At 51.3% G+C, this 12,678-nt stretch carries 14 protein-coding genes; 5 read left to right on the top strand and 9 right to left on the bottom strand.

From position 1 onward, the window contains the following. Window positions 1–158 precede the first annotated feature (158 nt). Window positions 159–1,022: an AraC family transcriptional regulator gene (locus EJP77_RS07700; RefSeq protein WP_127198635.1), complete on the bottom strand. Its 864-nt coding sequence runs from the start codon at window positions 1,020–1,022 to the stop codon at window positions 159–161. Between the two features lie 201 nt (window positions 1,023–1,223). Between EJP77_RS07700 and greA the strand changes: the two genes are divergently transcribed. Further along, window positions 1,224–1,700: a transcription elongation factor GreA gene (gene greA, locus EJP77_RS07695; RefSeq protein WP_127198634.1), complete on the top strand. Its 477-nt coding sequence runs from the start codon at window positions 1,224–1,226 to the stop codon at window positions 1,698–1,700. Window positions 1,701–1,960: 260 nt separating this feature from the next. On the opposite strand, the gene trpS is transcribed toward greA, so the two are convergent. The 3 genes from trpS to EJP77_RS07680 form a co-directional block, all read right to left on the bottom strand. Next, entirely contained in the window at window positions 1,961–2,944 is a 984-nt protein-coding gene (gene trpS, locus EJP77_RS07690) for a tryptophan--tRNA ligase (RefSeq protein ID WP_127198633.1), read from the bottom strand. A 554-nt stretch (window positions 2,945–3,498) separates the two neighbouring features. Continuing rightward, the gene (locus EJP77_RS07685) at window positions 3,499–4,404 is read right to left on the bottom strand and encodes an alpha/beta fold hydrolase (protein WP_127198632.1); all 906 of its coding nucleotides are present in this window, start codon (window positions 4,402–4,404) and stop codon (window positions 3,499–3,501) included. 27 nt (window positions 4,405–4,431) lie between these two features. Further along, window positions 4,432–5,043, bottom strand: a complete 612-nt coding sequence (locus EJP77_RS07680; protein ID WP_127198631.1) for a DUF2239 family protein — start codon at window positions 5,041–5,043, stop codon at window positions 4,432–4,434. 230 nt (window positions 5,044–5,273) lie between these two features. Between EJP77_RS07680 and EJP77_RS07675 the strand changes: the two genes are divergently transcribed. The 3 genes from EJP77_RS07675 to EJP77_RS07665 all read left to right on the top strand — a co-directional run bounded on the left by EJP77_RS07675 (window position 5,274) and on the right by EJP77_RS07665 (window position 8,124). After that, window positions 5,274–6,383 carry an MBL fold metallo-hydrolase gene (locus EJP77_RS07675; RefSeq protein ID WP_127198630.1) on the top strand — a complete coding sequence of 370 codons (1,110 nt, stop codon included), beginning with the start codon at window positions 5,274–5,276 and terminating at the stop codon, window positions 6,381–6,383. Window positions 6,384–6,557: 174 nt separating this feature from the next. Continuing rightward, complete coding sequence (locus tag EJP77_RS07670) at window positions 6,558–7,004, top strand: carboxymuconolactone decarboxylase family protein (protein WP_127198629.1); 447 nt, start codon at window positions 6,558–6,560, stop codon at window positions 7,002–7,004. 124 nt (window positions 7,005–7,128) lie between these two features. Then, window positions 7,129–8,124 (top strand): sigma-70 family RNA polymerase sigma factor, encoded by a 996-nt coding sequence (locus EJP77_RS07665; RefSeq protein WP_246021786.1) that lies wholly within the window; start codon window positions 7,129–7,131, stop codon window positions 8,122–8,124. 132 nt (window positions 8,125–8,256) lie between these two features. Here the strand turns inward: EJP77_RS07665 and EJP77_RS07660 are convergent, their stop codons facing one another. After that, the gene (locus EJP77_RS07660) at window positions 8,257–8,622 is read right to left on the bottom strand and encodes a DUF948 domain-containing protein (RefSeq protein WP_127198628.1); all 366 of its coding nucleotides are present in this window, start codon (window positions 8,620–8,622) and stop codon (window positions 8,257–8,259) included. Window positions 8,623–8,915: 293 nt separating this feature from the next. On the opposite strand from EJP77_RS07660, the gene EJP77_RS07655 reads away from it, so the two are divergent. Beyond that, window positions 8,916–10,364 carry a DEAD/DEAH box helicase gene (locus EJP77_RS07655; RefSeq protein ID WP_127198627.1) on the top strand — a complete coding sequence of 483 codons (1,449 nt, stop codon included), beginning with the start codon at window positions 8,916–8,918 and terminating at the stop codon, window positions 10,362–10,364. 168 nt (window positions 10,365–10,532) lie between these two features. Here EJP77_RS07655 and EJP77_RS07650 read toward each other — a convergent pair whose 3' ends face one another. From EJP77_RS07650 to EJP77_RS07635, 4 genes are all read right to left on the bottom strand, one after another. Beyond that, window positions 10,533–10,904, bottom strand: a complete 372-nt coding sequence (locus tag EJP77_RS07650; RefSeq protein WP_127198626.1) for a VOC family protein — start codon at window positions 10,902–10,904, stop codon at window positions 10,533–10,535. A gap of 106 nt (window positions 10,905–11,010) precedes the next feature. Beyond that, window positions 11,011–11,364, bottom strand: a complete 354-nt coding sequence (locus tag EJP77_RS07645; protein WP_127198625.1) for a DUF4181 domain-containing protein — start codon at window positions 11,362–11,364, stop codon at window positions 11,011–11,013. A gap of 74 nt (window positions 11,365–11,438) precedes the next feature. Next, window positions 11,439–11,945 carry a DUF4188 domain-containing protein gene (locus EJP77_RS07640; protein ID WP_127198624.1) on the bottom strand — a complete coding sequence of 169 codons (507 nt, stop codon included), beginning with the start codon at window positions 11,943–11,945 and terminating at the stop codon, window positions 11,439–11,441. 66 nt (window positions 11,946–12,011) lie between these two features. Next, window positions 12,012–12,524: a TetR/AcrR family transcriptional regulator gene (locus tag EJP77_RS07635; RefSeq protein ID WP_127198623.1), complete on the bottom strand. Its 513-nt coding sequence runs from the start codon at window positions 12,522–12,524 to the stop codon at window positions 12,012–12,014. Window positions 12,525–12,678: the final 154 nt, after the last annotated feature.

Here is a 12,678-nt window from a genome sequence, read left to right as displayed (position 1 = left end):
CTGTGGCTAATTCATACCGAAATGCCAACAGATCAGGCGTTCATGCGACACTAGTGTAAGCGAGGCAGCATGATTAAAGATATGATCTATACGCCAAAAGTCTGCCCGGATGTGCCAATAAGGAGAAGAGAGAATTAAACGGCTGCCGATGTCTGTAGTTATTTTTTGATCACAGGAATCCAGACCTCACACTGATAGCTTCCGGACGAAATATCACCCGCAGGATACAGCTCAACTTCGGGACCAGCGGCGTGTTCATACCCTGTAGACGGGAACCAGTCCTGATAGATCCTTCTCCACACATCCTGAATCGCCCCTGGCATCGGTCCTACCGAAGTGAATACCGCCCAGGTCGCAGCGGGAATGGTCCGCACAGTAAACTCATCTTCCAGCGGGGTTCCGGGGCTGACTCGGGTACAGATCATGTAATTGAACAGCTCCTGATCCTGCTGCATATCCAGGCAGATGCCGAGCAGATTCTTGTCCTGTCCGATCTTAAGCAGCCTACCCGATGTCCCGTCGGTATTACAGGTATTCCAGAACTTTGGAATCATCCGAAGGTTCTCCCCATCCTGGGAAGTAACCTGGATTAACTTGCCTGCAACCTGATAGGCCTCTTGCTCCACAATCTGATAGTCCATTCCTTGATCTCCCTTCAGTGATAGATGGAAAGAGATGCGGGGGAAGGCCTTGAGGGTAACTCCCGGATTACGCGCCTCCGATGGAGGAACCCCGTGCAGCTTCCGGAAGGCCTTGGAGAAAGACTCCGGGGATTCGTAGCCGAATCTCAGCGCAATATCGAGCACCCTGGATCCGGAACTGGCCAGTTCCTGTGCAGCTAATGTCAATCTGCGCTTGCGAACATATTCCGCCACAGTCATACTAGTCAGCATATGGAACATGCGCTGAAAGTGGAAAGGGGAGGAGTAAGCCGCTTTGGCGACCTCGCCTATATCAAAAGGTTCCTCCATCATGTCCTCCATCATATCAATAGCCTTGTTCATCCGGTTCAGCCAATCCATACCGCATCACCTCCTTTGTACTTGATGTTATCACCGGTAAATGTGGAATTCCTGTCATTGCGTGCGGTCTGTGAATAGGACCGGGGGGCATCTGCCCATTATATTAAAAATCAGCAGAGTCCGGATTAACCCATCACGGGCAGCTTCAAATCGGTTACAATGATTAGTAGCATGAGTTGAATTTATACTGGAGGTACGGAAATGTCTAAAGATGAAATAATTATGACACGCGAGGGTTATGCCCAGCTGGAACGCGAATTGGAAGAGCTGACTACGGTCAAGCGCAGAGAGCTCGCAGAGCGCCTCAAGACGGCAATCAGCTATGGAGACCTTAAAGAGAACAGTGAGTACCACTCAGCCAAGAATGATCAATCCTTTATGGAGACGAGAGTGCTTACGATTGAGAAAATGCTGAAGAACGCAAGGATTGTAGACCATATCGACAATTCCGTTGTTTCGGTCGGTTCTGTCGTCATTCTAAATGATGTGGAATTCGCCGAACAAATCGAATATAGAATCGTAGGACCCGCAGAGGCGGACGTCGCCGATAACAAGATTTCTTACGAGAGCCCGCTGGGCGCAGCGCTCATGGGGAAATCCGTCGGCGACAAGATCAGCGTGGAGGCTCCTATGGGGCGAATCGAATACGAGCTGCTTGAGATTAAAGGCTTGGCCTAATCGTAGGGTTAAAGAACAGCTTCATCTTGCTAAATTTAGCATAGGTGGAGCTGTTTGTGTTAGCAAGGGGCGAAATGCTGATCTTGTGTGCTGATCGTGTAACGTGCATAGGTAAAAGACCTCCTGCTCGCCTCGGCTTATCATTAAGCGAAGGATCAGGAGGCCATATCTATTGGAGGAGTATTAAAACCTTGCGGAACCCGCTTCAGCAGGTGTGGGTAGCTTGCGGGGCCACTTGAATCCAGGGGCCTGCTCCACTTTCAAAAGGTTACAAACCCCATCGCCTGCTTCGCGGCGAGCAGGGTCTTTGAGGCCGCCTCGGCCGCCCGCTCGGCACCCTCTTGAAGGATCCGGTCCAGCTCACTAGACATAGCGATCTCTTTGAATCTTGTCTGAATCGGGGTCAGCCGGTTCACGATGACTTCGGCAAGCTCCTTCTTGAAGGTGCCGTAGCCCTGCCCTTGATAACGCTGTTCAATCTCAGAGATCGGCTCTTCGGAGAAGATGGAATAAATTTCAATCAGATTGCTGACGGCAGGTTTGCTGTCCCAGTCATAGCGAACCTGCATGTCGGAATCGGTAACCGCCCTGGCCAGCTTCTTGCGAATGTCATCCGCAGAATCCTGGAGCAGGATGTAGCTGCTGCGGTTCGGATTGCTTTTGCTCATCTTCTTGGTGGGGTCATCCAGACTCATGATCCGGGAGCCGAGCTCTTGAATGACCGGCTCAGGCACCGTGAAGGTCTTCCGGTAACGATTATTGAATCGCTCAGCCAAGGTGCGGGTAAGCTCAAGATGCTGCTTCTGGTCTTCCCCGACTGGTACGTGGGTGGCCTGATAGAGAAGGATGTCGGCAGCCATCAGCACCGGATAAGTGAAGAGAGCCGAGCTGACCACATCCTGTTCGCTGGATTTGTCCTTGAACTGGGTCATCCGGTTCAGTTCACCGAAATGGGCCTGCGTCTCCAGCAGCCATCCGAGCTCGGTGTGGGCTGACACCTGAGATTGCAGGAAGATCGTCGCTTTGGCAGGATCTACTCCTGCTGCAATGTAGTAGGCGGCAATCTCTCTTGAGCGCTGATGCAGCTCTTTGGGGTCCTGAAAGACGGTTACGGCGTGAAGATCCGGCACGAAGAAGAAACAATCATAATCATGCTGCAGCTGAACGAACTGATGCAGGGCACCCCCGTACCCTCCAATGTTGAGATCCCCACTGGGTTTGATCCCGGATAGAATACGTTTCATTCCAATCTACCTCCTATGGCTTTGGGTAAGTACAGCAAAAAGACACTTCTATCCCTAAAGGGACGAAGTGTCTGCTCCGCGGTACCACCCAGCTTCGGCACGAATGGCCGCTCTCTACTGAAATGAGCCCCAGTACTGTTCTCCACACGCAAACGCCAGAGTTCATAAGGAACTTGCGTTGGAGAATCAGCCTGCCTCAGGCTCCTCTCATTTAACATGACGAGGATAGAAGCCTTATGGCCTACCTGATCATGCCTCCTAAGGATAACGGGGGAGAACCGTCAACGCCTACTGCCCTGCCGTGACCGGAGGGGTTCGGGCTGAAGCGAAGAGACCCATTCACCTACTCTCCTGTACCGGACCTTTCACCAAGCCGCCGGTTCGCTTAAACAGTGCAAGTAAGCTACTCTTTCTCTTCATAGCCGTGTCTGTCATTTCATTGAGGTAATTCTTGCATAGAGGGGAGGGTCAAGTCAAGGTAATGTAAATTGGATTGAGCTGCCCCCGGGGTATGCGCAGTCCATGGGATACCGCGTGTCTCTAGCTGGTTGCTATTAGAGACGTGCGTGTCCATGGCGACGAGCCGTTCGCTCTATGGCGTCAACAGTTACTTCGTACAGTTGGTGCGGCAGGTCGTGTCCCATGCCGTCAATCAACATGAGCTCGGCGTCCGGGATAGCCGCCGCCGTGTCCTCGCCGCAGGCCGGGACGAACAGGGGATCGTCCATTCCATGAATAACAAGCGCTGGGACTGTTATCGTACTGAGCTGTGGACGCCGGTCACCGGAGATAGCGATCGCAGCAATTTGTCGCCCGGTACTGCCCGGATCGTAGGCTCGCTGGGCTTCCTCCAGAATGAGCGCCCGATAAGCGTCCTCATTGAACGGATAGCCCGTACCAGCGATGCGCTTGACAAAAGAAAGGCTGTGCGCCAAAAAACCTTCTTCATCCTCAAAGGGGCTCGGTGCCGGCTTAGTCATCATCGCCATGACATCCGGGGAAGATGGCGGCAGCGCGGGATTGCCGGAGCTGGACATAATGGAGGTGAGCGATAGTACCCGCTCCGGGTATTCACTGGCTGCAAGCTGGGCGATCATTCCGCCCATCGACCTGCCCACGAAATGGGCCCGCTCAATGGAAAGGGCGTCAAGCAGTCCGATCGCGTCCTTGGACATGTCATCCAGGGTGTAAGGGATGTCCGGTCGCTGCCCCGACATGAGAGTAGCCGCCAGTGTGTCAAAGTCCAGCGCCCCATAGTGGCTGAAGTGTGCTGAGCAGCCCGCGTCGCGATTGTCAAAGCGGATTACGCGAAAGCCCCGCGCCGCTAATGTCTGACAGAATGAATTCGTCCATCGGATCATCTGGGTTCCAAGGCCGGCGATCAGGATAACAGCCTCGTCATTTTCATTGCCGAAACTGTCATAGGCCAAATCGATGCCGTTCACTTTCGCGATGTTCATGATCGTGTTCTCCTCCAATTCACTCATTCACATATTCCCTTCAGAGAATGCCTTAGCGGCTAATCGCTGGATATGGTCCCGGATATCAGGTGCCCAGTCATCGATAATTTGGTTAAACCTCTCCGAATTACCCGCATAAAGTTCCCGCAGAGCCTCTTCGTAATGAGGGAAGTTCCCGGCCATAGCGGTCATAAAGCAATAAGCGGCTTCCTGGGACCCCCGTATCCTGCTCTGATCTTCTCCGGTACGACGAGCCTCTTCAACGAGCTTGCGCAAGGTTACAGAAGCCCCGCCAGGTTGACTCTTAAGCCAATCCCAGTGCCGTGGCAGTAACGTAACCTCACCGGATACAACCCCCAGCTTGGGCCTGCCGATCCGCCTTGCAGGCTCAGGATTCACTTCTGTACCGGACAAGTCACCAGACAGTCCTCCTGAACGTGCGAGCACGTCATCCGTCTTCCCGCGAAAATCAACATCAATTTGCTTCCCTGTGGAATCGTCAAAAACAAGCAGCTGTGCAAGGTCTCTGTCATCCAGAGCCCCCTTCACTGTAGTAACAACGTGATGTAAAGAACCACTGGCGACGATCCTCGTACCCAAAAAGGCCGTGCAGTTAGGTTGCGTTAGTTCAATAGGCATATTGAACCTCCTCTTTCTGAATGGTTGAGTTAATTTTACCCGGGTATAACTTAATTGTCAATATTACCCGGGTAAAAATAAATTCATTATATTCGCTTTATATTTAACTGATCCTTTATATTCTTGTGATACTCCGGCTTTATTTGGCATCTATAATGCATAGTAGTATGATTTATAGTGAACATCCAGAATATTACATACTGAGAATACTTAGAAAAGGGGTCGTCTTCATGGCTACATGGATGTACGTGGTCTCAGCCATATTAATCTTAATTATGATTGTCTATCTGTATATATTGCTGCACCCGATCTTTGGCGGAAAGCCTTCGCCGCAGTCGCTGGAACACATCAACCGCTCGAAGAATCGCCTGAAGGGCAAATTCGTGAACCTGATTGAGACCTCGGTCGATCACAGCTTGAAGGGGAACCTGTCCATTCTCATCGATATGATCAAGGGAGGTCCCGGCCGAAGGCCCCGCAATCCGTTAAATGTAGTCCCTTACTCGCCTTCTCCGGGTCCGTCTTCCGAGGCTAAGGTCACTTGGTTCGGACACTCTGCCCTCCTTCTGGAGCTTGACGGGAAGCGGATCTTTCTGGACCCGATGCTAGGCAGAGCCCCGTCGCCAACCCCCATTGCGGGCGGGAAGCGATACAGCGATAAGCTTCCTTGCGAGGCTGAAGATTTGCCCGAACTGGATGCCGTAATTCTGTCCCATGATCACTATGATCACCTGGACTATGTCACCATACTGAAGCTCAGGGATAAGGTACGCCGGTTCTTCGTGCCCCTTGGGGTGGCCGCGCACCTGGAACGATGGGGAGTCAGCCCGGAGCGAATTGAAGAGTATGACTGGTGGGAAGAGGCTGAATTTGAAGGCATTAGGCTGGTGTGTACGCCAGCCCGCCACTTCTCCGGCCGCAGTCTGACCAGCAACACGACACTATGGTGCTCATGGGTTCTTCATGGGGAGCAGGCAAGAATCTTTTATAGCGGGGACAGCGGGTATGGGCCTCATTTTGCCGAGATTGGCGCAAAGTATGGACCCTTCGATCTGACCTTGATGGAGTGCGGACAGTACGATCAGCGCTGGGCCAGCATTCATATGATGCCTGAGCAGACGGTGCAGGCTCATCTGGATGTGCGCGGGGCTGTGATGATGCCGATTCACTGGGCTGGCTTTACGCTGGCGCTGCATCCATGGACGGAACCGGTGGAGCGTGCCGGGCGTGAGGCGGCCAAGCGGGAAGTCGAGATGATTACCCCACGGATCGGAGAAACGGTCATGGTCGGGGGGAAGCAGGAGCGTGTTCAGACCACCTGGTGGCGGCAGGCAGAATAGCGCGGATGTGGAAGCATGCCTTGAGCGGGACGGCGAACAGAGCCAGAGTCATTCGGCTCAGACGGGCGTGGGCTGCTGGACTTGAGAGTCGGGGTTGACTTTTGAAATCGTGAATGTCACAAACTCCAGGGATACCCTGTCTTCTTAATAAGAGAACTTAAGGAGGCAACCCTGATGAGTGTAAGATTTAATTATCGGAAAGTTAACCCAACAGCGCTGAATGCGATGCAGACATTTGAGCAGGCGGTAAGCAGCAGCGGCTTGGATAAGGTGTTGTATGAACTAATTAAGATTCGCGCCTCTCAGATCAACGGCTGTGCTTATTGTATCGATTCTCACGTGAAAGACCTGCTGCAGCTTGGAGAGCCTTTGGAACGAGCCATGCTGCTGAGTGTATGGAGGGAGATTCCGACCTATTCCGATAAAGAGAAGGCTGTGCTGGAGCTTACGGAATATGTTGTGCGAATATCGGATTCGGGTGTCCCGCAGTCCGTCTATGAGCGGGTTCGCGAGCACTTCAGCGAGAAGGAGTATATCGATTTGGTTATGGCAATTAATGCGATCTGCAGCTGGAACCGGATAGCCATTTCAACTGGAATGTATCCGGGGTGTTTTGATTAATCGAGGGCAATAGAGGCTGGAAAAGTTAGATGGACCAGGGAGCCTTAAGCGGGCTCCCTTTGGTATATTATAAAGTGATAAGTCTAAACGTTATGAGACTAAGCCAAACGGGTGGTGTGATCAGATGACAAATACAGGAGCGAGTGCTGGCTTACATAGCAATATGAATGAGGACCAGAGGGTCATGCAATCCCAGGAGAATCCGCCTGATCTGGAGCAGCTGTACCTTACATACCGACCCTATGCATTCTCGGTCGCTTACCGGATGCTTGGGTCTGTCACGGATGCGGAGGATATAGTCCAGGACTGGTTCACGGAGATGCACGGGCGATCCTTATCCGGTATTCATAATGTGAAGGCTTACGTCGCCAAGTCCATTACGAACCGATGTCTTAATCTCATGCAGTCCGCATCCCGAAGGCGGGAGACCTATGTCGGTGAGTGGCTGCCTGAGCCGCTGCCGGATGCCTATGTCGCACAGGTTGACGGGCCCTATGAAGCGGCTGAACAAGCCGATACCCTGTCCTATGCCTACCTGGTTATGCTGGAGAGGCTGACGGCGACCGAGCGGACGGTTTTTCTATTGAGAGAAGTGTTTGAATATGATTATGGACTCATTGCGGAGGTAGTTGGAAAGTCGGAGGCGAGCTGCCGTAAAATCTTGAGCCGGGTCAAACAGAACCTTGGCTCCAAGGCTTCACTTCCTCCAATAACCATCGCCTCTCCTGACAGCCGAGCTGCACTGATGAGCAGGTTCGCTGCCGCCATTCAGCATTATGATATAGGCGAGATGGTGAGCCTGCTTACTCAGGACGCGGTTCTTGTCTCCGATGGCGGCGGCCGGGCACGAGCTGCAATCAATCCGATCATCAGCCGGGAGCGGGTTGTGGCTCTGTTGACCTCACAGCGTGCCTTCAAGAAGCTTCGAATTTGGGATATACGCCTAATGGAGATGAATGGAGGACTGAGTCTGGTCTATCTTGAGGAGAACACGGCGAGAGCCGTAATCACCTTGGAGCTGTCACCCGAAGATAATCTTATACAGCAAGTACTTATTGTAGTGAATCCAGATAAACTTGGCCATATCCGAGCGGAGATGGGCAAGGAACTTACGGTATAAGCAAGGGGTTAGGCATAAAAATAAGGCTGCCCTTACGCAAAGGGCGGCCTATGGGCGCTATAGACGCGGCGTCCAGTCAGGCTAAACATCATGATGGCATTCAGCCTGGCTCACATCCTCCGCACGGTTAGGCTATTTTACCTTCACATTTACCTTCTGTCCGTGGGCGCGCTGCTCACTCACTTTCTGTCCAATGGCTGAAGCCGCCTGCTTGACGGAGCTTGTGACACTATGCAGCACCTCACCCACATCATGGGCGGATTCAACAATCGGGTCGACGGCCTTCATCTTGCCCTTAACGTCCCTGGTAATCTGGTTGGCATTACGAATCAGTGTCTGGGCTTCTTGAGTCAGTCCGTGAACGGCATTGCGAACTTCTCCGAGCGTCTTGTTCGTCTCGTCGAGAGAAGTCATGGTCTTGCGCAAAGTCAGAATGCCAAAGGCAGCCAGGGCGGCAAAAGCCACAGCGATCAACGTTACACTAAGCTGAAAAGTCATAGGACATCTCCTCCTCTGTAACTACCATATGTACAAGGAGTAGGATTATGCTATGAACGAGATGACTTCCTTGAGGCAGCTGGGACGGCGCTTCTGAAGATACGGAGTGTTTAGGCAGAAAGCCAAGCAGGAGAAAGGTTAATTGCCTAAGGAACTCACCCCTAGGCCGGCCTCCCTGCCCATTGGCTGACGAGACCTCTCGGGACTGTGCTAGAATAAGCTTGAGCGAATGCCAGGCCAGAATCTGGCCCAATTAACAGCCAACATAACTTACGATAAAAGAGGTTGCAGCCATGAACATAGAACATTTTGCAGAAGCCAGATTAAGTGATGAGATTGTCCGCGCCCTACAGGGCCTCGGATTCCACCGTCCCACGGATGTGCAGAGTCAGGTGATCCCCCTGCTGCTTGCAGACAGGGATATTGTAGTGAAGTCACAGACGGGGAGCGGCAAGACGGGCGCGTATGCCATTCCGCTCTGTGAGCTTGTGGACTGGAACGAGAACAAGCCGCAGGCGCTCGTTCTGACACCTACCCGGGAGCTTGCGGTTCAGGTGAAAGAGGACATTACGAACATTGGCCGCTTTAAGCGGGTCAAGGCGGCGGCCGTGTATGGCAGACACCCTTATGCTGTGCAGAAGCTGGAGCTTAAGCAGAAGAATCACATTGTAGTAGGCACACCAGGACGTGTGCTGGATCATATTCAGCGAGGTTCGCTGCCGCTTGGGCGCCTAAGATACCTGGTGATCGATGAGGCGGATGAGATGCTGAATATGGGCTTTATTGATCAGGTGGAGGCGATTATTCAGGCTGTACCGGCGGAGCGGGTCACCGTACTGCTGTCAGCTACTTTGCCCCAGGATGTCGATAACCTAAGCCGTAAATATATGAATGAGCCCGAATATATCGAAATTCAAGGGACAGGCGGAGTCACGACGAACCAGATCGAGCATTCGCTTATCGAGGTTACAGAGGCGGACAAGCCGAAAGTGCTTCAGAACCTGCTGGTTACAAGGAATCCGGACAGCTGTATGATTTTTTGCCGGACCCAGGAGCTGGTGAACCAGGTGTTCCGGCAGCTTGCCGATGCAGAGTATCCGTGTGACCGGATTCATGGGGGCATGGTGCAGGAGGACCGGTTCGAGGTTATGAATGCGTTCCGCCGGGGTCAATTCCGCTATCTGGTTGCCACCGATGTGGCTGCGCGGGGGATCGATATTGAGAACATTACCCATGTCATTAACTATGATATTCCTATGGACAAGGAGAGCTATGTACACCGGACGGGCCGTACAGGCCGTGCAGGACGCACCGGGCAGGCCATTACGCTGATGACTCCGCGGGAGGACAAATATCTGGCCGAGATCGAGCAGTATATCGGATTCAAGATTCCCCGGGTGGAAGCACCCTCCGAGGTGGAAGTGAGCGAGGCGTTGGAAGCTTTTAAGCAGAAGATCTATTCCCGGACCGCCTTGAAGAAGGAGAAGAGTGAAGAGATCAATAAGGAGATCATGAAGCTCTACTTCAATGGCGGGAAGAAGAAGAAGCTCAGAGCTGTGGACTTCGTCGGCACCATTGCCCGGATTGAAGGCGTAACCGCTGAGGATATCGGCATCATTACGATCCAGGATAATGTTAGCTATGTGGAGATTCTTAATGGCAAAGGCCCGCATGTGCTTCAGGTCATGAAGAATACAACGATTAAGGGCAAGCAGCTGAAGGTGCATAAAGCGAATAAGTAGCGGTGCGCGGGGATTGGACGTACAGCAGTGGCGGTACGCAGTGGATGAACGTAAAGTAGTAGTGAGTTCGAGTAAATGAAGCAGGGCAGCCCTGGATGAATTCAATAAAGTCCTGGACTGCCCTAATTATTATCTTATTTATTAACTAAAGACAACTTGTGGTCTCTATCAATTACTTTCTGCTCCGTCTTCTTCTTTCTCCCAAAGCTCGACCAGCCGGCCATCGGGATCTTCAATCCATATGAATTTTCCGAAATCACCAGTTTCTTGCTGCTTCGCGAGAGGTACTCCGACATGTTCAAGATGCTTGATCGTCTCGTCCAGATTATGTACTTGGAAATTTAACATTACTTGTTGATCAGTTGGGAAGTAACTGTCATTCTCGGCAAAGAAAGAAAAAATAGTCTCATTTCCTGATTGGGGTTGTATCACAGTCCCATTCCAGTCATCGATTTCAAGCATCAACACTTCGCTGTACCATTTCTTAGTGGCTTCCAGATTCCTGGTTCTCCAAAAAACGCCCCCAAAGCCTTTGATCATCGTATTCAGCCCCTAACTGTCATCAAAATTTTAAGTAATCTCATTATTGGATAGGTTGAGATCTAAATTTAAACCGCTCAGAAGGTTCAACTCAGCTGATAATAAATTACAGAAGCAATAAGACTAACGTTACACCAAGAGCTACTACAATAAGTGGAGCCAGGTATTCTTTGGAGCCTTTTCTATATTTCCAGTCTATAAAGGTCTGAAAACCGCCCGCTAGACTTATAGTTATAATCATAAGCCACTTTAATGCAGCGCCCTTGAGTCTATCCTCAATTACCATAACAACAATACAACCGATGATGAAGAGAAGAAGGATAACCTTGCCCCATAGATCTACTTTCCTGCCTGTGCGGGAAAGCTCTGCCTGTTCTGCGTCTCCAACCAGCCATCGTCTTAATAAATTAGAGGAAATAGACAGAATCATACCTATAATTACAAATCCACCACTCCACATTCAAACACCCCCTACCGCGTCCTTCCTTTACATCATATTACCATAATATGTATTAAGGTAATAAGCTGCAACGATTATTGAGGGTCTACCGGAGTCGGGACGGCAGGCTCATTCTCCCCTCCCATACGACCTCGCGACGTCTCCATCTGCCCAACAGCCGGAATATGCTCGGACACCTTCGCAAGCCCAAACACCGGCATATTGCCGTAGAAGCACTCATACTCGTTGGCTCGGATCTTATAGGTTTCATGGTAGATTCCGACTGATCCATCCGTTCCGATCTTGCGGTTGAAATTTCGCCATGCGGTAAGATGCTGTCCGCCACGGGCATACACCTCCAATTGCTCATACGAATCCCAGTATTGGAGCAGATGGATACTGCGCCAGCCCAGCATGAACTCCGTGCCACGGAAGCCGAGCTTGCGATTGGTGTAAAGTTCCCGCACCATAGGTGTCATGGCCAGAAATACCGGTAGCCATTTGTGAACGGCCCAAAGCTTGTTGACGCGCATGCCGATTAGGAAGACGACAAAGTCCCCCTCCATACGAGCTGTGTATCTTCCAGGTGTTACTTTTGCCACTGAAATTCATCTCCTTCAACAATGGGTTGTTAACTAATTGGTGTAATCAAAATAGGCTAGGGGATGTTATGCCTCCTCACAGTATGGTGAAAGCTGGGGCAGCTCCAACACCTTGGACATGACCGCAGTCATTCCGAGTCCAATGAAGCTAGAAGCCTGGAAGCCGGGTTGGGGAATCTTTGCTCGCTCGAATTTTTCCTTAACCACCTGATGGATATGGGCAAAGCCTTCCTGGACTTTTTGACGAATAATCGGCTCAGCAGTCGTGAATGCCTGCATCGACAGAAGCGTTTCGTCCCGGTGTGTCTCTAACAAATCATAGAACGCTCTGCCCATCTGATCCATAAGCTGCTCCGCCGGCGCCTCAACTTCCCTGAATATGCCTGCAATACGCTTAACGGATTGCTGCAGCACTGCGATGAACAGATCTTCCTTTGATTTGAAAAAATGAAACACATAGGGCTGCGTAATCCCGACTACGTGGGCAATTTGTGCGGTCGTGGTCTTGTAATACCCTTGCTCGGCAAAAACGGTTATGGCTGTTTCGATAATTTGCTGCTTGCGATCTTCTTTGGCCACTTCTTGATGTCCTCCAAGATTTTATTTATTTATTAATTAATAAATACACTGCGTCGCCGCAAGTTGTCAACAGTTTTTTCCATATATAGTTAAAGTCGCAATTAAGTAAGAAACTCTCGCCAACAAATCTACCAGGAGCCCCAATCCCCTAAAT

The sequence above is a fragment of the Paenibacillus zeisoli genome, assembly GCF_003994465.1.
GTDB classification, from domain to species: Bacteria; Bacillota; Bacilli; order Paenibacillales; family Paenibacillaceae; genus Fontibacillus; species Fontibacillus zeisoli.
The sequence above is the reverse complement of the archived record's forward strand: the minus strand, read 5'-3'. Positions and strand labels throughout refer to the sequence as shown.

Excerpts from the sequence above, each read along its gene's own strand:
- EJP77_RS07680 (WP_127198631.1), bottom strand. The coding sequence starts at position 5,043 with ATGCCTATTGAACTAACGCAACCTAACTGCACGGCCTTTTTGGGTACG.
- EJP77_RS07645 (WP_127198625.1), bottom strand. The coding sequence starts at position 11,364 with ATGTGGAGTGGTGGATTTGTAATTATAGGTATGATTCTGTCTATTTCC.
- EJP77_RS07700 (WP_127198635.1), bottom strand. The coding sequence starts at position 1,022 with ATGGATTGGCTGAACCGGATGAACAAGGCTATTGATATGATGGAGGAC.
- EJP77_RS07665 (WP_246021786.1), top strand. The coding sequence starts at position 7,129 with ATGACAAATACAGGAGCGAGTGCTGGCTTACATAGCAATATGAATGAG.
- trpS (WP_127198633.1), bottom strand. The coding sequence starts at position 2,944 with ATGAAACGTATTCTATCCGGGATCAAACCCAGTGGGGATCTCAACATT.
- greA (WP_127198634.1), top strand. The coding sequence starts at position 1,224 with ATGTCTAAAGATGAAATAATTATGACACGCGAGGGTTATGCCCAGCTG.
- EJP77_RS07685 (WP_127198632.1), bottom strand. The coding sequence starts at position 4,404 with ATGAACATCGCGAAAGTGAACGGCATCGATTTGGCCTATGACAGTTTC.
- EJP77_RS07655 (WP_127198627.1), top strand. The coding sequence starts at position 8,916 with ATGAACATAGAACATTTTGCAGAAGCCAGATTAAGTGATGAGATTGTC.
- EJP77_RS07670 (WP_127198629.1), top strand. The coding sequence starts at position 6,558 with ATGAGTGTAAGATTTAATTATCGGAAAGTTAACCCAACAGCGCTGAAT.
- EJP77_RS07660 (WP_127198628.1), bottom strand. The coding sequence starts at position 8,622 with ATGACTTTTCAGCTTAGTGTAACGTTGATCGCTGTGGCTTTTGCCGCC.
- EJP77_RS07675 (WP_127198630.1), top strand. The coding sequence starts at position 5,274 with ATGGCTACATGGATGTACGTGGTCTCAGCCATATTAATCTTAATTATG.
- EJP77_RS07650 (WP_127198626.1), bottom strand. The coding sequence starts at position 10,904 with ATGATCAAAGGCTTTGGGGGCGTTTTTTGGAGAACCAGGAATCTGGAA.